The 18,985-nt window shown below is 68.4% G+C and carries 15 protein-coding genes and 2 pseudogenes; 7 read left to right on the top strand and 10 right to left on the bottom strand.

The genetic code is table 11. The features are described from left to right. Positions 1 to 65 precede the first annotated feature (65 nt). From ACIBN2_RS38710 to ACIBN2_RS38700, 3 genes and pseudogenes are all read left to right on the top strand, one after another. Positions 66 to 425, top strand: a complete 360-nt coding sequence (locus ACIBN2_RS38710) for a hypothetical protein (RefSeq protein ID WP_399141741.1) — start codon at positions 66 to 68, stop codon at positions 423 to 425. Between the two features lie 32 nt (positions 426 to 457). Next, the gene (locus ACIBN2_RS38705; RefSeq protein ID WP_399141740.1) at positions 458 to 1,042 is read left to right on the top strand and encodes a DUF6529 family protein; all 585 of its coding nucleotides are present in this window, start codon (positions 458 to 460) and stop codon (positions 1,040 to 1,042) included. A 480-nt stretch (positions 1,043 to 1,522) separates the two neighbouring features. Next, positions 1,523 to 1,941: pseudogene (locus ACIBN2_RS38700) on the top strand (ATP-binding protein); the annotation flags it as partial. 225 nt (positions 1,942 to 2,166) lie between these two features. Here ACIBN2_RS38700 and ACIBN2_RS38695 read toward each other — a convergent pair. From ACIBN2_RS38695 to ACIBN2_RS38660, 8 genes are all read right to left on the bottom strand, one after another. Then, positions 2,167 to 4,464: a glycoside hydrolase family 3 N-terminal domain-containing protein gene (locus tag ACIBN2_RS38695; RefSeq protein WP_399141839.1), complete on the bottom strand. Its 2,298-nt coding sequence runs from the start codon at positions 4,462 to 4,464 to the stop codon at positions 2,167 to 2,169. A gap of 94 nt (positions 4,465 to 4,558) precedes the next feature. After that, positions 4,559 to 5,566: a LacI family DNA-binding transcriptional regulator gene (locus tag ACIBN2_RS38690; protein WP_399141739.1), complete on the bottom strand. Its 1,008-nt coding sequence runs from the start codon at positions 5,564 to 5,566 to the stop codon at positions 4,559 to 4,561. A gap of 53 nt (positions 5,567 to 5,619) precedes the next feature. Then, positions 5,620 to 6,456, bottom strand: a complete 837-nt coding sequence (locus tag ACIBN2_RS38685; protein ID WP_399141737.1) for a carbohydrate ABC transporter permease — start codon at positions 6,454 to 6,456, stop codon at positions 5,620 to 5,622. A 2-nt stretch (positions 6,457 to 6,458) separates the two neighbouring features. Beyond that, complete coding sequence (locus ACIBN2_RS38680) at positions 6,459 to 7,448, bottom strand: carbohydrate ABC transporter permease (RefSeq protein ID WP_399141735.1); 990 nt, start codon at positions 7,446 to 7,448, stop codon at positions 6,459 to 6,461. A 77-nt stretch (positions 7,449 to 7,525) separates the two neighbouring features. Then, positions 7,526 to 8,869: an ABC transporter substrate-binding protein gene (locus tag ACIBN2_RS38675; protein ID WP_399141733.1), complete on the bottom strand. Its 1,344-nt coding sequence runs from the start codon at positions 8,867 to 8,869 to the stop codon at positions 7,526 to 7,528. 133 nt (positions 8,870 to 9,002) lie between these two features. Continuing rightward, positions 9,003 to 10,472 carry a glycoside hydrolase family 32 protein gene (locus ACIBN2_RS38670; protein ID WP_399141731.1) on the bottom strand — a complete coding sequence of 490 codons (1,470 nt, stop codon included), beginning with the start codon at positions 10,470 to 10,472 and terminating at the stop codon, positions 9,003 to 9,005. 470 nt (positions 10,473 to 10,942) lie between these two features. After that, complete coding sequence (locus ACIBN2_RS38665) at positions 10,943 to 12,001, bottom strand: LacI family DNA-binding transcriptional regulator (RefSeq protein WP_399141730.1); 1,059 nt, start codon at positions 11,999 to 12,001, stop codon at positions 10,943 to 10,945. Between the two features lie 87 nt (positions 12,002 to 12,088). Then, positions 12,089 to 12,433 (bottom strand): 2'-5' RNA ligase family protein, encoded by a 345-nt coding sequence (locus tag ACIBN2_RS38660; RefSeq protein WP_399141837.1) that lies wholly within the window; start codon positions 12,431 to 12,433, stop codon positions 12,089 to 12,091. Between the two features lie 733 nt (positions 12,434 to 13,166). On the opposite strand from ACIBN2_RS38660, the gene ACIBN2_RS38655 reads away from it, so the two are divergent. Then, positions 13,167 to 13,322: an ACT domain-containing protein gene (locus ACIBN2_RS38655; protein ID WP_399141728.1), complete on the top strand. Its 156-nt coding sequence runs from the start codon at positions 13,167 to 13,169 to the stop codon at positions 13,320 to 13,322. A 337-nt stretch (positions 13,323 to 13,659) separates the two neighbouring features. On the opposite strand, the gene ACIBN2_RS38650 is transcribed toward ACIBN2_RS38655, so the two are convergent. After that, complete coding sequence (locus tag ACIBN2_RS38650) at positions 13,660 to 14,571, bottom strand: LysR family transcriptional regulator (RefSeq protein ID WP_399141726.1); 912 nt, start codon at positions 14,569 to 14,571, stop codon at positions 13,660 to 13,662. A gap of 79 nt (positions 14,572 to 14,650) precedes the next feature. Here ACIBN2_RS38650 and ACIBN2_RS38645 point away from each other — a divergent pair, with 79 nt between their 5' ends. The 3 genes and pseudogenes from ACIBN2_RS38645 (at position 14,651) to ACIBN2_RS38635 (ending at position 17,393) form a co-directional block, all read left to right on the top strand. Then, complete coding sequence (locus ACIBN2_RS38645; protein WP_399141724.1) at positions 14,651 to 15,160, top strand: cupin domain-containing protein; 510 nt, start codon at positions 14,651 to 14,653, stop codon at positions 15,158 to 15,160. A gap of 189 nt (positions 15,161 to 15,349) precedes the next feature. Further along, positions 15,350 to 15,706 (top strand): annotated as a pseudogene (locus ACIBN2_RS38640) (DoxX family protein); the annotation flags it as partial. A gap of 406 nt (positions 15,707 to 16,112) precedes the next feature. After that, on the top strand, positions 16,113 to 17,393 hold the full coding sequence (locus ACIBN2_RS38635; RefSeq protein ID WP_399141722.1) for a hypothetical protein: 1,281 nt from the start codon (positions 16,113 to 16,115) through the stop codon (positions 17,391 to 17,393). A 167-nt stretch (positions 17,394 to 17,560) separates the two neighbouring features. Here the strand turns inward: ACIBN2_RS38635 and ACIBN2_RS38630 are convergent, their stop codons facing one another. Next, positions 17,561 to 18,919 (bottom strand): anaerobic sulfatase maturase, encoded by a 1,359-nt coding sequence (locus ACIBN2_RS38630; protein WP_399141721.1) that lies wholly within the window; start codon positions 18,917 to 18,919, stop codon positions 17,561 to 17,563. Positions 18,920 to 18,985 lie beyond the last annotated feature (66 nt).

The following is an 18,985-nucleotide window of genomic DNA, read 5'->3' as shown; positions in this document are numbered from 1 at the left end:
GCAGCGCGGGCCAAAACACAAGCCCGTACGCACCGGCGAGCAGTGCCTCGGCCGGCGCGCAGGCCATGGTGAAGACCGCCTCGGCCGGCAACCTCGGCACGATCCTGGTGGACGGCAAGGGTCGCACCCTGTACCTGTTCGAGGCGGACAAGTCGACAACCTCGACCTGCAACGGGTCCTGCGCCGCGGCGTGGCCACCGCTGCTGACGTCCGGGACGCCGTCGACCGGCGGCTCGGCGCAGTCCAAACTGGTGGGCACCTCGAAGCGCTCCGACGGCACGACGCAGGTCACTTACCACGGTCACCCGGTCTATGGGTACGCGGGAGATTCCAAGCCGGGCGACACGAACGGCCAGGCGCTCAACCAGTTCGGTGCCGCGTGGTACGTCCTCGACGCCGGCGGCAACAAGGTCGACAAGAGCTGAAACGGCGAAGACCGCATGATGAGTCAGCCGACATGACGGCCAGGACCGGTCACCGAGCCCCCCAGCGGCACTCTCCCGCGCGGGCCGCCGCCATCACACTGGGCGCTGCGGTGCCAGTGGCCGTGGCCGTAGCCATCTGGGTGACCGGCGAGCACCACAGCCCGCAGTACACGACCAGCCTTTTCGGCGCGCAGGGCGCCGCGGCGATCACCCTCAAGGCCCGCCTGGGCAGCGCCCTGTTCGGCCTCGCGCTCGTCCAACTTCTGCTGGCCCTGTGGATGTACGGACGGCTCCCCGGTCTCGCAGCGGCGCCACGCAGCGTCCGCATCTCGCACCGCATCGTGGGATGGGCCGCCTTCCTGTTGTCGGTGCCCATCGCCTACCACTGCGTCCGTACCTACGGTGTGGAAACCACGAGCACCCGGGTCTTCCTGCACTCGGTGGCCGGTTGCGCGCTGTACGGAGCCTTCGTAGCCAAGGTATTGGTGGTCCACAGCCGGCGCCTGCCCGGCTGGATGCTCCCGGCCGCCGGAAGCGCCCTGTTCGGCGCGATCGGGCTGCTGTGGTACTCCGCCGCACTGTGGGCCCTCAACGACTTCGCCGCTCCCGGTCTGTAGCGACGGAGCGCCAACATGGACAAGAACTCCGTACAGGCAACCCTTCCACGCATCCTCCTCGTCCGTGTCTGATGGCTCCCGGCGGACCGCCCCGGTCAACTGAGTCGGCCGAGGCGTGGCGTACACACTCGTTTCCGTCAGCCGTTGAGGCTTCACCCTGACGAGCCGACGTCCGTAGGTGCACTGCTCAAGCGCGTTGACAAGGCTCGTGAGCAATGCAGCCAGTACTCCCGTGCGGTTTTTCGTGATCTACCCAGTGGGCCCGTCGGCGGACCGCCGTCTGTAGTGGCTGCGACGGGCTGTTGCCTGGTGGCGTCTGCGCCAGGTTGACCAGTGCAGCGGCCTGGACGGGGACACAACGGGTGCATTGAGGATGGCGGCGAACAGCTGGCGGATCTCCGCGACGGTCAACGCGATCGGCTCGCGACTGCGGGCAGGGTGATGCGGATCGGCGTGATGGTCCGGGGTCGTCCAGGCGGCCACATGCTGATCGTGCTCGGCACCGAGGCGGCGATGGCTGGCTACCTGGTCAAGTACGTGCTGGCGACCAAGCTGGTCAACGAGCTCGTCGAGGCAGCCGACGAGAAGCAGCGACCAAGACTTTCGCCCGCTATGGCCGCGTCGACCTGCTCTGTATTGATGAGCTCGGCTACATGGAACTCGACCGCCGTGGCGCCGAACTCCTCTTCCAGGTTCTGACGGAACAGGAGGAGAAGAACAGCGTGGCCATCGCCTCGAACGAGTCGTTCGGCGGCTGGACCAAGACGTTCACCGACCCCCGCCTCTGCGCGGCCATCGTCGACCGCCTCACCTTCAACGACACCATCATCGAGACCGGCACTGACTCCTACCGACTCGCCAGCACCCGAGCCCGTGCTGAGCACGCTAACGCCAGCTGACCGGAACCCCCTGCTGGTCCGCCACCCAAGGGGCAGCGGACCAGCCAAGCCTCATGCCTGCATTCTCCGAGTGCGAACGACGCCCGTTCTTGCCACTTCACGCCGTCGTGCACCATGAGTTCAACCGGCGAGACGTGAGCACGCGTGCCTTTCGGTATGTCAGGGGGACCGCCCCGACGGCCCTCGGGTTGGCGGGGCGGCAGTCTTCAAGCCCGTGTGCGGGGTTCAGGGCCGGATGCGGAATCCTGCGCTCAGCTGTTGCTCCCGCCGTGAGCTGGTGCCGACGCGGAGTGTGAACTCACCTGGTTCGACCACGCGGCGGTTGTCGGCCGTGACGAGTGAGCAATGCGAGGCAGGGACGCTGAGGTGGACGTCCAGGCTTTCGCCGGGAAGGATTTCGATCTGGGTGAAGCCCTTCAGCTCCTGCTCGGTCCAGGTGACGCTGGTGGTCAGGTCGCTGACGTATGCCTGGACCGTTTCCAGGGCCGGACGGCTGCCGGTGTTGGTGAGCCGTACCGTGGCGTTGACAGTGCCGTCTGCCGTGATGTCCGGGCCGTGTACGACAAGGTCGGAGTAGGTGACGGTGGTGTAGGTGAGGCCCTCGCCGAACGCGAACAGGGGGTCCTGGGTGAGGTCCGCGTAGCGGCTCCCGTGCTGGCCTCGCACCTGGTTGTAGAAGACCGGTTGCTGTCCGACGTGGCGTGCGAAGGAGACCGGGAGCCGGCCGCTGGGTTCGGTGAGTCCGAGGAGGAGTTCGGCGACGGCGCGGCCGCCGCGCATGCCGGGGTTGAACGCCTCGATGAGTGCCGCCGCGTTCAGTGCCGAGTCCGGCAGGGTGCTCGGCTTGGATTGGGCGAGTATGACGATCGTGGGTGTGCCGGTGGCGGCGACCGCGTCCAGCAGTGCGATCTGGCCTCCTTGGAGGTCGAGCGTGGCCGTGGAGCGCAGCTCACCGGTGAGGGCGATGGTGTCTCCCACGACCACGACGGCGTAGTCGGCGGCCTCCGCGGCGGCGGTTGCCTCCCGAAGCTGTGCCTGGTCGACCGGGGCGGGGATGAAGACGGGCGGCTGCGGTTGGCCGTCGGGCCCGACCGACCACTCGCCCATGGATGCAGGGCTTTCGATGTCGGCACCGCGGGCGTGCGTGATGGTCCAGTCGGCTGGTGCGACGGCGCGTAGGCCGTCGAGCACCGTCTCCACCGTCTCGCGTGGATGCCCGTCGGGCATCCACGCGACCTGTCCGGATGCGCCCGCCCAGTCGCCGAGCATGGCTTCCGGGCTGTCGGCGTTGGGGCCGATGACCGCGATCGTCCGCGGCGTGCCCCGGCTCGCGGCGCGGCCGGTTCCGTCGGGGGTCAGCCCGCCGTCGAGGGGCAGGGTGCCGTCGTTGCGCAGCAGCACCAGGGAGCGTCGGGCGGTTTCCAGGTTGAGGTCGGCGTGCGCGCGGCAGCCGATCACCTGCGCCTGCCGCTCGGGGTCGGGGGTGCGGGGGTCCTCGAAGAGCGCAAGTTCGAACTTCAGCCGCAGAATCCGCCGTACGGCGTCGTCGATCTGTTTCTCCTCGATCAGGCCGCGGGCGACCGCCTCCTGCGCGCCCTCGAAGAACGCCGGCGTGGCCATGATGAGGTCGTTGCCGGCGTTGACGGCGACCGCCGCCGCCTCGACGTGGTCGGCGCAGGTCCGCTGGTCGTAGACCATCCGGCCGACGTTGTCCCAGTCGGTCACCAGGGTGCCGGTGAAGCCCCACTCGCCCTTGAGTACGTCGTTGATCAGCCACTGATGCGCGGTGATGGGCACGCCGTCGATCGACTGGTAGCCCAGCATGAAAGTGCTGCAGCCGGCCTGAGCCGCTTTTTCGAAGGGGGGCAGGAACCAGGAGCGCAGCTTGCGCGGGCTGAGATCGGCTTCGCTCGCGTCGCGCCCGCCCAGGGTTTCGGAGTAGCCCGCGAAGTGCTTGGCGCACGCCAGCACGGCTGTCGGATCGCTGAGGCCCTCACCCTGATAGCCACGCACCATCGCCGCCCCGAGTTCACCGATCAGGAATGGGTCCTCGCCGAACGTCTCGTTGACCCGGCCCCAGCGCAGGTCCCGGGTGATGCACAGCACCGGCGAGAACGTCCACTGGATTCCGGTCGCCGCGATCTCGGTCGCGGCCGCCCGGGCGACACGGTGGAGCAAGGAGGGGTCCCAGGTGCAGGCCATGGCCAGCTGGGTCGGGAAGATGGTCGCGCCCGGCCAGAACGAGTGGCCGTGGATGCCGTCGTCGGCCGTCAGCAGCGGAATGCCGAGCCGTGTCCGCCGGGCCAGTTCCATGGCTTCCGGCATCCTCTCGGGCGACACGTGCAGGACCGATCCGGCCAGCTTGGCCGACACGATGTCCGCCAGGTCCCCGTGTTGTGCGTCGAGCGTCAGCAACTGCCCGACCTTCTCCGGCATGGTCATCCGTGCCAGCAAGTCTTCGATCCTCGCTTCCACGGACGCTTCCGGATCCAGGTACGCCGCAGAGCGGACCGGCTGTCCCACTGTGTTCTCCAAGAAATGAGTCGTACAGGGTCAGAGAGTTGATTGGCGACGGCGGGTGCTTCTGCCATCACGTGCGCATCGCGACGCCGTCGCGTCAGTTCGGGCTCGGCCGTAACGTCGAGCCACGGATCACGAGGCTGGTGAGAATGGTGCGCGAGGGGGCGGCCTCCGGCGATCTGCGCACGTGGTCGAGCAGCAGACGCGCCGCTGCCTCACCCATGTCCCGCATCGGCTGGCGGATGGTGGTCAAGGCCGGATAGGTGTACGACGCCAGCTCGACGTCATCGAAGCCCACCACGGCGACATCCTGCGGTATCCGAAGGCCGGCCTCATGCAAGGCCGCGAGCACACGGGCCGCCGAGGGGTCGTTGTGCCCGAAGACCGCGTCGAACTCCACACCGTCCGCGAGAGCTTGCGCGACCGCGCTCCGGGCGGTCTCGAACAGGAAGTCACCGCCGATGAGGCTGCGCGGGTCGAGATCAATCCCGGCTTGCGCATAGATGCCGACGAAGCCGTCCAGCCGTTCCCGAGTACAGCCGTACTCCTCGGGACCGGTCACCACCAGAGGTCGGCGGCGTCCGAGGTCCAGCAGGCGGCGCGCCGCCTGCTCACCGCCCTCCCGGTTGGTGGTGGCCACGCAGGGGAATCCCGGCCGCTGGAAGCGGTCGTCGATCAGCACCACCGGCAGCCCCGCTTCGTGCAGCTCCGTGATGGATCCCAGGGCCCCCTCGGGCTCCACCACCAGCAGACCGTCGAACGACTTGGCGGCGACCTGCAGGCCCAGCCTGCGCAGTGACTCCTCACCGTGGTTCCAGGTCAGCATGCGCAGTCCGAAGCCCTCGGTCTCCAGCGTTTCGACGACCGCCTGCACGATGCCGGCCCAGGCCCAGGCCGTATCAGGGACCAGCATGCCGATCATCTGGGTCGTGCCCCGTGCCAGCCCCACTGCACCGGCGCTCGGCACATAGCCGAGCTCCGAGATCGCCTTGCGGACCTTCACGACGGTGTTCTCGTTGATCTCGCCTTCGCCGTTCAGCACCCGCGAGACCGTCGTCTTGCTGACCCCGGCCCGCGCGGCCACGTCGGCGATAGTGACTCCCATGTCACCTCCCCTCCCTTCCTGCAGAGGCGGGTCAACACACCGGTCAAAGCGACTCAGCCCTTTACGGCGGAGCTGGCTACGCCCTGCACGAACCACCGCTGGAAGAACGTGAAGACGATCAGCACCGGCAGGACCAGCAGGACACCGAAGGCGAGGACCTGGCCCCAGTCCACGGGCTGCTGGCCCTGGAAGACGCTCATCTGCAGCGGGAGGGGACGTACTGAGGGGTCGGAGACCATCAGGACGGGCCAGAGGAAGGAGCCCCACTGGCCGAGGAAGGTCAGGATCGCCACCGACGCGTACACCGGCTTCGACATCGGGACGACGATCGCGAAGAAGGTGCGCCAGGGGCCCGCGCCGTCGATGCGGGCGGCTTCCTCGATGCTGGGCGGGATCGCGCGGAAGTAGGTGGCGAACTGGAAGATGGAGAAGGCTTGGGCGATGAAGGGGATGGCCTGGATGTAGATGGTGTTGCGCTGGTCGTTGAACATGTAGAACAGCGGGACGGCCACCGCTTCGAACGGGACGAGCAACAGCAGCAGTACGAGGGTGAAGACGGCGTTCTGGCCTTTCCAGCGCAGCCGGGTGAGCCCGTAGGCGGCCATGGAGTTGACGATCAGCCCGCCGAGCACCACGACGGCGGACAGGAGCAGTGAGATGCCCATGAACCGCCAGAAGTAGCCGGTGGCGTCGGAGTCGAAGCTGTCAAGGACGGCGGTGTAGTTGTCCAGCGACAGGTGGGTGGGCAGGAAGCCGGTCAGGCCGTTCAGTACTTCGTCGGAGGGCTTGAAGCTGCCCAGGAACAGGTAGAGGACGGGCAGGACGAAGATGAAGGCCAGGATGCTCAGGACGGCGTAGTCGAGGAAGCGGCGCAGGGGTGAGCGGGTCATGGTCAGTCCTCGTTGCCCGCGCGGACGACGCGGCGCTGGATGAGGGTCAGGGCGACGACGATCAGGAAGAAGACGACGGTGATCGCGGACGCCTGGCCGATGTTGTTCTGGTCGAAGGCCGTGGTGACGGCCTGGTACATCACCGTGCGGGTGGCGTCCTCGTCGAGTCCGCCGCCCTTGACGAGGACGTAGACCTGGTCGAAGACGCGGAAGGAGAACACCGAGGTGAGCAGGGCGACGAAGACGAGGGTGCCGCGGATGCCGGGCAGGGTGACGTGGCGGAACTGCTGCCAGCGGGAGGCGCGGTCGAGCTGGGCGGCCTCGTAGAGCTCGCCTGGGATCTGCTGGAGGCCGGCGAGGAGGATGACCATCTGGAAGCCGACGCCCTGCCAGACGGACAGCACGATGATCGAGGCCATGGCGGTGAGCCCGTCGCCGAGCCAGTCGAAGGCGCCCCAGTTGCCGAAAGTCACCGCGTGCAGCGCGGAGTTGAGCAGGCCGTCGCCGCTGCGGGCGAGGATGAGCCGCCAGATGACGGCGACCAGGGCCATGGGGAAGACGACGGGTAGGAAGAACAGGGACCGGAACAGGCCGATGGCCTTGAGTTTGCGGTTGAGGAGGATCGCCAGGGCCAGTGCCAGGCCGGTCTGCAGGGGTACGACGACCACGGCGAAGGTCAGGTTGTTCAGCAGGGCCCGCAGGAACGGGCCGGACATGTCGGGGTCGGTGAAGATGCGCCGGTACTGCTCCAGGCCGAAGAAGCGGGGCGGGAGCGGCGAGCCGAGGCGCACGTTGTAGAAGGAGAGCACGACCGCGTAGACGAAGGGGACGCCGACGAAGGCGATGAGGCCGCCGAGGGCGGGTGCGGCCATCAGCAGCCCGTGCAGCCAGTCGCGGTTTCTGCGCCCGGACTGTTTGGGCTTGGCGGATGTCGGTGGTGAGGTCGGTTTCCTGCCGGCGGGCGTGGCGGGTGCGGGGTTGACGGTGGTCACGGTAGGGGTCCTCTTCCCGGCCGGGAGGGGCGGGCGCTGTCAGGGTGCGTCCGGCCCTCCCGGCTGCTGGATGCCGGCTACGGCAGCTGGTAACCGTCGTTGTCCGAGTAGTCCTGGTCGATGGCGCGGGCGGCCTTGGCCAGAGCGGTCTTCGGGTCGGCGCCGCCGTAGATGTCGCTCAGCGCCTGGCTGAACTTGGCGGTGACCGTGGGGTATCCGGCGGTGACCGGGCGGGTCACGGCCACGCAGGACTTCGTGATGTCACTGTCGCCACACGGCTTGGCCAGCTGGTCGGCGTAGAGCTGGAGCGGGCCGCCCTGCTTGTACAGGTCGCTCTTGGCGAGCACGGACTCGGTGCCGGGAGGGGCACCGTTGGCCGTGGTCATCGCGGTGACGTTGGTGTCGTTCATGAGGGAGTCGAGGAAGGCGCCGGCGGCCTTGCCGTTCTTGGTGTCGGCGCCGATGCCCCAGGCCCAGGAGCCCTGGCCGGTCTTGGGGCCGTTGCCGAAGTCGGGCAGCGGCAGCACGACGAGGTCGTCACCGAGTGCCTTGCTGTAGGCGGGGTACATCCAGTGGCCGACCCAGCTGAGGGCGACGCGGCCCTTGGTGAAGGCGTTCGAGTCGGTGTTGGGGTCGACGTAGGTCTTCCAGGACTGGAAGGTCTTCAGCGCCGAGGCCACGGCTGGGCTGTCGAGAGCGCCTTCTGCCTTGCCGTTCTTCAGCAGCGAGCCGCCCGCCGACCAGACGACCGGGCCGAAGCCGTAGGTGCCCCACTCGTTGGCGAAGCCGCCGCCCTCCTGAAGGTCCAGGCTCTTGCCGTCGGAGTCCTTGGCGGCCAGCTTCTTGACGGCCGCGGTGAACTCGTCCGCGGTCCAAGCGTCGGACACACCGGTGGGGTACTTCACCCCGGCCCTGTCCAGCAGCTTCTTGTTGCCGTAGATGCCGAGCCCGGAGTCGTACATGCCCAGGCCGTAGTGCTTGCCGTCGATCTCACCCTCGGCCTTGATGGCGTCCGTGGCGTTGGACAGGGTCTTGGCGGAGACGTAGTCGTCGATCGCGGCGAGCTTCCGGTTGTAGACGAAGTTCGCCATGGTGGGGCCGTCGAACTCCATCACGTCCGGCAGCTTGGAGGCCTCGGTGGTGGTGATGGTCTTGGTGTAGTCGTTGTCGGGGATCAGCGTCAGCTTGACCTTGACCTTCTTCTGCGAGGAGTTGAAGGTCTTCACCGCGTTCTGCACGGCGCTGGCCTCGCTCTGCTGACCCTGGTGGGCCCAGACAGTGATGGTGCCCGTGCCGCTGCCCTTCTCGGCGGAGGTGTTGGTGCCGCTGCCCCCGCCGCAGGCGGCCAGCGCGGCCAGCGGAAGGACGAGGGCCAGGGCCGTACAAGCGGTCCGGCGGGAACTTCTATTGCCGATGTTCATGGTGAGTGCCTCCGGTGCGTGGTGCCGGTCAGGGTGGGAGGTGCGGATGGGGCGTGGAGGGTGGAGAACTGGGGTGGGAACGGGCCCTACGCCGTGGGCAGGGCTGCCGCCGGATGCGGAGAGAGATGTGGGCTCATGTGGACCGCCCTTCGGGCTCGGCGGAGTTGCCGCTCGCCTCCTTGATCACGAGAGGCCGCTGCTCCCAGGCGTCGACCGCGTAGCCGAGGTGCGCGTTGGGCGCGCTGCGTGCCTGTAGCCGCCACGGGCCGTCCCCGGTCGGGTAGAAGCGCAGGGTGAGGACCTGGCCGGTGGTGGTCAGGAAGACTTCGGCGATGGAGTGGTCGACGACCACGCGCAAGTCGACGGGCCGGCTGGTGAGGCAGGGCATCCGGTAGGAGCCGCCGCGGGCCCGGGTGTCCAGCGAGGCGTGGTCGCGGTCGACGACCAGTTCGCCTGTGTCGGCGTCGAGGCGGATGTCGAGGTACTCCGAGCCGTCCGGGGTGGTGAGCAGCCGCAGACCGGCGTTTCCGGTCGGCTCCAGGCGGGCCGTCAGGTCGAAGGCTCGGCCCACGCTGCCGAGGTCCACCGGGCCATCTGTCACGCCCTCGGTGTGGACGGTGTGCTCGCCGCGCAGGTCGAGGAGTTCGGTGGCGGGCTGCTGGCGCAGCGTTCCGTCGCCGCCGACCGAGATCTCGCGAGGCAGGGTCAGCACGCCGGCCCACCCGTCCGCGACCGCCCAGGCTTCCTCCCGGGCTTCCCCGGACCAGCCCCACAGCAGCCATCTGCCGCCGGGTGCACGCAGCAGGGCGGGTGCATAGCAGTCAGGGCCGTGGTCTACGAGGACTGGCGCGCCGGCCTCGAGGACGTTGCCGTGCTCCTCGCCGACCAGAGCCGTGACGCACCGTGGGCTGTCGTCGTCGTTCCAGGCGCTGAAGAGGAGAGCACCGGGCCGTCCGGACTGCGCCGGGAGGTACTGGGGACACTCCCAGCCCTCGCCGGTGTGCAGTTCCGTGCCGCCGACCGGCTCCTGCTCGCGGGCGTCGAAGGGACCCAGGTAGGTCCAGGTCTCCAGGTCGGGCGACTCGTAGAGCAGGGCCGCGCCACGGCCGTCCGCGAGGGCGGCGCCGACCAGCATCCGCCAGCCGTCGCCGTCCTGCCAGACGTACGGGTCGCGGTACATGGTGCAGCTCTCGGGCCAAGCAGGGATGACCAGTTCGCCGCGCGGGCGGAAGGTCAGGCCGCTGTCATGGGAGGTGGCGTAGGTGACCGGCTGGTGCTGGGGCGAGCGGTCCTCGCGGTGCGCGGAGTAGAAGGCGACCAGCCGGTCGCCGTCGGAGACGGCGTTACCGGAGAAACAGCCGTCGGCGTCCACGCCACCCGGGGTCGGGGACAGGGCGATCGGCAGCGGCTCCCAGGTCAGCAGGTCGGAGCTGCGGAAGTGGCCCCAGTGCATGTTCGCGTGGGTCGACCCGTACGGGTTGTACTGGTAAAACGCGTGGTAGTGGCCGTCATGGAAGACCAGCCCATTGGGGTCATTGATCCAGTTGCGGGGCGGGCGCAAGTGCGCAACGGGCCGGAACAGATCACGGGGCGCGGTGGACACACACGTGCCTTTCGGTAAGTACAGAGGGCATGCCAAGGGCGGTCACCGGACGAAAACGGCCACGATTCCTTCGCAGCACTCGAAGAAAGTGGCCTCCACCAGCACTCGCGGCAGGCCCTGGTGGCATGCCAACGCAAAGCCAGGTCCGGCGCGATGCCGGCGGCGAGCTGCGGGAGAGAGGCTTTCTGACGCGCCGACACCTGGTCGGCGAGGAGCGAGAGACTCAGTACCCTCGCGCCAAAGAGGCCGGGCCGCTGGAGGAGCGGGCCAAACAGACGCAGACCGATCCGCCCGCGCTTACCGGCGCGGCGGAGGCGGCGTCCAGCGCCAGCAGGCTGCGACGGCTCGACACCTCGTTGAAAATCTCAGGGGACATGTGTGTACCCTCACTGTGTTCCAAGTACTGACAGGACCGACGACCGGTTGCGACGGTCGCCTGTCATGGTGCGAAATGCTTCGCCGTCCCGGGGTCAGAGTCGGGGCGGCGAAGCGACCGATGCCCGCGCCACCAGCGGGCAAAGCAGCATCTCCTGGCTGTCCGGGCCCGGTGGCCGGCCCGGCGTCTTGGTGAGCGCGAGCAGCTGGGCCACAGCCCGTGCCCCCATCTCGTAGTGCGGGAGCTGAACCGTGCTCAGCGCGGGGTAGACGACCTCGCAGACCAGCTCCTGGTTGTCGAACCCGATGACCGACAGATCACCGGGGATGGACAGTCCCAACTCGGCCGCAGCGCGATAAGCACCGGCGGCCATGCGGTCGTTGAAACAGAACAGTGCCGTCGGGCGCTGCTCCGCCGTCAGCAGGCGCCGAGCAGCCCGGTAGCCCGCGTCCACATCGCCGACCGTCGTCCCGAAGGACACTGCCGTCTCCGCGGCGACCAAAGACGGGTCGTAGGGGACACCGACCTCGGCCAGCGCCTTGCGGTAGCCCTCCAAGCGGCCCTGCCGGGCGGGAACGTCGACGGTCTGCACGGTCATGCCGATCCTGCGGTGCCCGTGGTCGATCAACTCACGCACCGCCGTGTATCCGCCCTGGACCTCATCGGGCACCACGAAGGGGACGGCGGGGTCCTCGGAGCGCGCGTCCAGAAGCACAGTGGGCGTCGAGCCCAGGCTCTCCGGCACGCGCACGTTCCGGTGGTACATCGCCGCGTACAGCACGCCGTCCACCTGCCGCTGGAGCAGCATCTCGATGCTGGTGCGCTCCAGTTCGGCATCGCCGCTGGTGTTGACCAGCAGCAGCACCAGGCCCTCAGCTGCGGCGGCCTCCTGGGCGCCCAGGATCGTCCGGCCGGCATGGGGGGTGGTGGCGATCTCATCGCTGACGAAGCCGATGGTCTGCGACCGCTTCAGCCTCAGCCCCCGGGCGAGGCCGTTCGGCGCGTACCCGAGTTCGTCGGCGACCCGCAGGACGCGCTGCCGGGTCTCCGCACTGGCCCGCTTGCCCTCGACGCCGTTCAGGATGTGCGACACGGTCGCGGTCGACACACCAGCCGCCGCGGCCACGTCCTTGATCCCGATCCGGCGCGCCATTGCCCCTGCCCAAAGTAGTAGATACCGGGTTGGTTAATCGTTTAGCCATCTGCGTGCACATGAGATTGCCCATGGCCAGAGCTCCTGTCAATGGCTCGTTACGAACTCTTGGCCGTCGGGTGTCCATGCGGAGGTCCAGCAGCAACGTCGCGCCCACTCCACGCCGATCGCCTGAGCCAAGCCATCCACCTCCAGACGCGACGTCGTACACGACCCCGGTCCGCGCCGGACCTCAGGCGGTGCCGGCGAGGTCGGCCTCGATCCCCTCCAGGACGGCATCTTCCTGCCCTGAGCGATGGTCAGGTGCGGCACGATCTCGGCGAACCGGCCGCCATACGGCGGCGCCTCAGGCCAACGATCAGAGATCGCCTCCGTGAGCTGCCGCAACTGCGTGTCAGGCTCGGGAACGAGAGATACAGCAGGTGTGATCATCGCGAAGCGCATCGACCACTCATCCGTCGAGCGCATCACTGCGCAGGGCCCCTTCGTCATCAATAATGTCGCGGATAGACGATCACGGTCATCATCCCGGGACGCATGCACGCGGCTCTCAAGACCGTTCTGGCACCGGAGAACGGACGCCCAACCAGACTCCTGGTCGAGCATCACAGTCCGGCCGTGGATGGGCAATTGGATGAGTTCTAGCTCTGCGACCGTCCTCAGGTGCGAGGGCAGTCAGTGGTGCCGAACGCCCTCGTGCCGCCACTGGTGGCAGCCAGGAACTTGGCGTCGAGGTTCACGCTCAGTCCGGGCATACTGGCGATCACAAGGACAGATTGATTCGATCGCGATAATTCCCGTCCGTGTAACCCGTTGATACCGGCACTCGGGACGGCTATTACGCGACAGGAGGACTGCTGAAGACTCATGACGGCGACGGCCAAAGCAGTGGCGCGCATTCTGATCCTGCATCACTGAGTGCGCCGCGCCAGCGGCACATGACCGCGTCGACGCCGACGGCTCGAACTCAGAACCTGCGCGTGCTCGAGGGCCGCTTCGTTCTCCAGCGGGTGTCCGACATCCACACGGTCGCCGCCGATTCCAACCTGCTCGCACTCGTGCTCGGTCCGGACGGAGGCGCGGCGATGCTCCGCGACGACACAGCCGAAGACGGACGGGCAGCGCTGTGGAACGGCGATGACGCGCACGACCCGGAAGCGACGGGATGCTCAGCGCCATCGTCGCCCCGCTCGCCGCCGGCGAACTCCCGGTCTGGACCGCCGCGAGCCACGACGGCGACCTCGCACTCGTCCCAGCCGACCAGCTTGACGAAGCCGTCGCCGTACTACGCCGAGCCGGCCACCAGGTGGCCGTTAACTGAGCCGCGGCAGAAGAAGCGTTGAAGCCATCACGCAGCGGCCACGTACCGATCAACGGCCTGAGCCTCCATCACTAGGTGTATGGAGAATTCGGTACCTCGAATACGGCTCCTTTGCCCGTGCAGGCGAGGGTGACGAACGCGTGGTGGATGTCGTCGCGGATCTCGAAGCTGAGCCGCCACGGCTTGTGCCGTTCGTACTTCGGAGTCAACCCACAACGTCGTCTCGCCCTACTTACGTCCACTTGGTGGAGGCCAGCGAGCACGAGAACACGTGCTCGGGGATCTCGTTGATCGGTTTGGCCAACGGCCCGGAGTCGCCGGGGCGGCAGGCCCGCCATCATCGCCCGGCCATGTCAGGTGGCTTCTGGATCGGCTCTGCGACGGCACTGCGCGACGGTGCGTCGCGCAGTGCGGTCGCAGCGGCCTGCGCGAACGAGCGGACCAGCGGGTTCGTGTCGCCTTCGTTCCAGGCCACCACCGCACGGCTGGGCTCCATGTCGACCAGCGGCACGACAGCAAGCCCCGCTCCCGGCTCATGGGTCACCAGCGTGATACCGACCGTGCCGTTCCACAGAACGGCTTGACGGCACTCCTGGACCGCACGCACGACCGGCCCCTCGCGGCGCTCCCCGCCGTTCCAGTACGACTGCCAGAGGGGGTCGGTGCCCTCGGGGAAGACGAACCAGCGGCGGTCGGCCAGGTCTGCCAGGTGCACGGCGTCACGGCCGGCCAGCGGATCGTCGGCGCGCAGCAGTGCCCCCACCGGATCGGCACGCAACTCGCGTACGGTCAGGCCGGTTTCGTCGAAGGGGGCGCGAGTGAGGGCGATGTCGACCAGCCCGGCGTGCAGTCCGCAGGTGGGGTCGGCCAGGCCGGCCTCGCGGACGCGGACTTCGATGTGCGGATGCCGTCGGCGGTAGTCGTCCGCCAGCCGGCGGATGCCGGGATCGGTGCTGTCGCCCAGGAGGCCCACGGTGAGGGATGCCGCACCGGCCGCCGCAGCCACGCGTACGCGCATCCGGTCGGCCTGGTCGAGCAGACCGCGCGCCTCCTCAAGCAGCACCACCCCTACCGCGGTGAGCGACACACCGGCGGACGACCGGTCGAACAGCACGGCGCCGGCATCCGTCTCCAACTGCTTGATCGCCCGGCTCAGCGGCGGCTGACTCATGTGCAGCCGGGCGGCGGCCCGGCCGAAGTGCAACTCCTCGGCGACCGCCACGAAATAGCGCAGCGTTCGTAGCTCCATGCTGCAACGATACCGATCCGGTATCGGTGTCCCGTAATGAGTCTTGGACACTGCGGCGCCCGGGTCGTGCAATCGAGACATGACTGACGACGACAAGGCCGGCGTGCGGCCGCATTCCGTTCCCGCCGTATCGGTGGTCGGCCCGGATGACGGGGAGCGCATCGTCCTGGGCACCACACGCATGCGGGTCCTCGAGGACGGCAGCACCACCGGACACCGTCTCGGGATGGCCGAGTCCGTGCTCGCACCACACACCCCCGGACCGCCGCAGCACCGTCACGCCCAGCACGACGAGGGTTTCTACATCCTCTCCGGCACAGTGCGGTTCACGGTCGGGGAGCGGGACTACGACGCGACGCCGGGCACGCTCGTGATGGTTCCGCCCGGCGCCCCGCACACCTTCGCCAACATCACCGACCAGCCGGCCGTCATGCTCAGCACCTTCACACCCGACCTGTATGTGCAGTACTTCCGAGACCTGCGGGACATGGTGGCCGACGGCCAGGATCTGACCCCTCAGGCGAACATCCGGACGATGAGCCGGTACGCCACCGAACCCGCCACCGGCGCTCCCCCGGCGACGGCCTGACGGCACGGCTCTCCCCCGAGTCAGAGCGCACCGCCCCAGCGGACTCACGCCCTCCCTTTTCGGAATGGCCCGGGCCCTCCCGTTGCGGTGACCACTGTCCCGTTGCGGTGACCACTGTCCCGTCGCGGTGACCACTGTCCGCCCAGACGCCCGCGTGCTCCTGCAACTGCCCGCCAGGAATGGAAATCCGTGAACGTCGCCTACTGGATCGCCGCCGGTCTGCTTGCCCTCTTCTACCTCTACAGCGGCGGGGTGAAGCTGGTCCGCAGCCGTGACCGGCTCCGGCCGATGATGGCCTGGGTGGACAGCATGCCGATGGCTGCCGTCAGGGTCATCGGACTGGTCGAAGTGCTTGGCGCGATCGGGCTGCTCCTCCCGCCGCTGAGTGGCATCGCCCCCTGGCTGGACCTCGCCGCGAGCACCGGCTTCGTGATCCTGCAGATCGGCGCGACCGCAGTCCATCTGCGCATCGGGGATCGCCGGATCGCCCTCAACATCGCGCTGATCCTGATCGCGGCCGTCACCGCATGGCTGGCGACCGCCTGGCCTGACGTCGAGGACGCCGCGAAGGGGAAGGCGGCCGGCGCCTGGTGCACGGCACCACTGCGAGCACGCCCGCCTGCAGCGCCTCGTTGAACAAGCCGGTCGCGACTTCCTGCCTGCTCAACAGTGTTCCTGTTCGACACGGTTCCGGCGGGAGCTCCATCTCTGCTTCAGGCGGCTTGACACATCAGCCCCGTCCCTGACGACACCGCCTTGGTTCTCGGAGGGCCTCGGCCGCCCGCGGCCGGCGTGCCCATGCCGGAATCACACACGCTCTTGAGCAGCCCTTTGCGTGCCTCGCCGTCAGAAATATGACGTTAATCGTTTTATCTGCCTTACGGTGTGATAGTTCCAATTGTCCGTGGGGGGACGCGCAACGCGCCCTCACACGGCGCGGGTTGGGATGCCCATGAGTGACCTCACCCGCCGAGACGCGGCACGCCTCGGCCTGGGCGTCGGCCTCGGCGCCGCCGCCGCGACGCTCGCCGGATGCGGGCACGGCGAGCCGCACAGCCGGACCCCGGCAAACCCCCGTCTCCACCCCGACCGGCCCGCAGCAGGCGCCGACCAGGCCCTGCCCCGGCTGATCGGCGACGGGTCCACCGCGCACACCGGCCAGCAGCCCAGACAGCCCGCCGCGCCCACGCGTCTCGAGGCGGGCCAGCGGCCACCGCAGTTCGTGATCTTCTCCTGGGACGGTGCCGGAGAGGTCGGCACCGGCCTGTTCCCGCGCTTCCTCGAACTGGCACGCCGGCACGACGCCACCATGACGTTCTTCCTCTCCGGCCTGTACCTGCTCCCCGAAGAGCGAAAGCGGCTCTACAACCCGCCGAACAACCCCCGGGGCGCCTCCGAGATCGGCTACCTGACCAACGCCCACCTCAAGGAGACGCTCACATACGTCCACCAGGCATGGACCGACGGACACGAGATCGGCACCCACTTCAACGGCCACTTCTGCGCGGGCTCCGGCTCCGTGGCCAACTGGACGCCCGCCCAGTGGCGCAGCGAGATCGAACAGGCCCGTACATTCGTCAAGACCTGGCGCACCAACACCGGTTGGCACGACCACCCGCCGCTGCCCTTCGACTACGACAAGGAACTCATCGGCGGCCGCACCCCTTGCCTGCTCGGCCAGGACAACCTGCTGCCGGTCGCCCGCGAGCTCGGCTGGCGCTACGACGCCTCCTCGCCCGGCGGCGTCCAGCGCTGGCCCTCGAAGAAGCACGGCGTGTGGGACCTGCCCCTGCAGGCCATGCCGTTCCCCGGCCACCGCTTCGAGGTCCTGTCGATGGACTACAACATCCTCGCCAACCAGTCCTACAACTCCACCCGCGCCCCCTCCTACAACTACCCGGCCTGGCGCACCCAGGCCACGCGGTCCTACCTGGCCGGCTTCCACCGCGCCTACGAGACCAACCGCGCGCCGATGTACATCGGCAACCACTTCGAGGAATGGAACGGCGGCATCTACATGGACGCTGTCGAAGAGACCCTCAAACAGATCGCCGACACGAAGGACGTACGGCTCGTGTCGTTCCGGCAGTTCGTCGACTGGCTCGACGCCCAGGACCCCGCCGTCCTCGCCAGACTGCGCAGCCTCGAGGTCGGCCAGAGACCGCCCGGCGGCTGGTCCGCATACCTGCGACCCGCCGGCAGGACCAAGAGCACCGCAGGAAGACCCACCTGACGGCAATGCCGTGACTCTGTTGGTGATGTCGGGCAGGTCATGCGGTGGCTGGGCACAGAGTGCGGAAGTGCGTGGTCCGTTGTCGTGTTCCGGGTGCGGCGTCGACCCGGTCGGCGATGCGGGCGACGCTGCAGGCCATCGCCGTGAGGACGTGCTGGACGTGGGTGCTACGGACGGCTCGTCACGGGTCTGCCGTGGCAGCGGGCCCACTTGCGCCCGCCCTCGCACGGGCAGGGCGAGATGTGCGGCCGGGACGCGTCGGCGGACGCGTACTCGTGCATGATCAGCGCGGGAGGCCGCCCCTGCCGGAGCAGTCCGGCCATCGTGTGCATCGGACGGTCGATGTGATGGAAGAACGCCTTGAAGCCGGCACACAGGTGGTTGAGGCCCGGCTCGCCGTCCGGGGCGGTGTCGAAGCGGTCCTTGGGGCAGCCGCCGTGGCAGGCGAAGCGGACGTCGCAGTCGAGACAGTACCGGGGCAGGGTGTCGTACTTGTCCTGGCCGAACTTCCGCTGACGGGGGGAGTCGACCAGCTCCAGCATGTGACGGTCACCGATGTTGCCGAGGAGGTGCCCGGGCTCCACGAAGTGGTCGCAGGAGTACAGGTCGCCGTTGTGTTCCAGGGCGAGGGCGCTGCCACAGGTCCTGGAGTGCACACACAGAGAGGGCTGCTCTCCGTACCAGTTGGCCAGCGCCACGTCGAACATCTGGACGTAGACGCGGCCGACGTCGTGGCGTACCCAGTCCTCGAAGACGTCGATGAGGAACCGGCCGTACTGTTGCCCGGTCAGCGACCGGTCGGTGACGTGGTCGCCTTCCTGTCGGTACAGGGGCCGGTCCTTGGCGCGGGCCCCCCAGCCGTGCTTGGCCAGCGGCAGTTCGTGCGCGGTGGTGCGTTCCACGATCGGAATGAACTGCATGTGGGTGGCGCCGCAGCCGTCGCGGAGAAAGGCATAGACCTCACGGCCGTGCCCGGCATTGGCGTCGTGCAGGGTGGTCAGCGCGTTCCACCGCACGCCGTGTTCGCGCAGGTGATCCAGCCCGCGCATGACGCGGTCGAAGGTGGGTTTGCCGCCCTTGTCGACCCGGTAGGCGTCGTGCAGCTCACGCGGGCCGTCGACGGAGAGACCGACCAGGAAGTCGTTGTCCCGGAAGTAGCGGGCCCAATCGGCGTCGATGAGCGTGCCGTTGGTCTGAATGGTGTTGACGATGCGCTGGCCCGGACGGGCGTACTGCCGCTCGTACTCCACGGACCGCCGGAAGAAGTCGAGGCCCATCAGTGTCGGTTCGCCGCCCTGCCAGGCCACCGTGACCTCGGGGGCCGGTCCGTGCGCCTCGATCAGCTGCCGGACGTAGGCGGCGAGCAGTTCGTCCGCCATCCGGAATCTGCTGCCCTCGTACAGCAGTTCCTTGGACAGGAAGAAGCAGTAGGTGCAGTCCAGGTTGCAGATCGCCCCGGCCGGCTTGGCCAGCAGATGGAACGGCCGGCGCCGCACCGTGGGGGCGGGCAGGTCTACGGTGCTCATCGGCCCAGGATGGGCGGCCGGGTCGCCGGGCGCGTCACCCGGCACGGGCGACGTGAGGGGCAGTTC

The sequence above is a fragment of the Streptomyces sp. NPDC050534 genome, from assembly GCF_044457745.1.
In the GTDB taxonomy this organism is placed as follows: Bacteria; Actinomycetota; Actinomycetes; order Streptomycetales; family Streptomycetaceae; genus Streptomyces.
The sequence above is the reverse complement of the archived record's forward strand: the minus strand, read 5'-3'. Positions and strand labels throughout refer to the sequence as shown.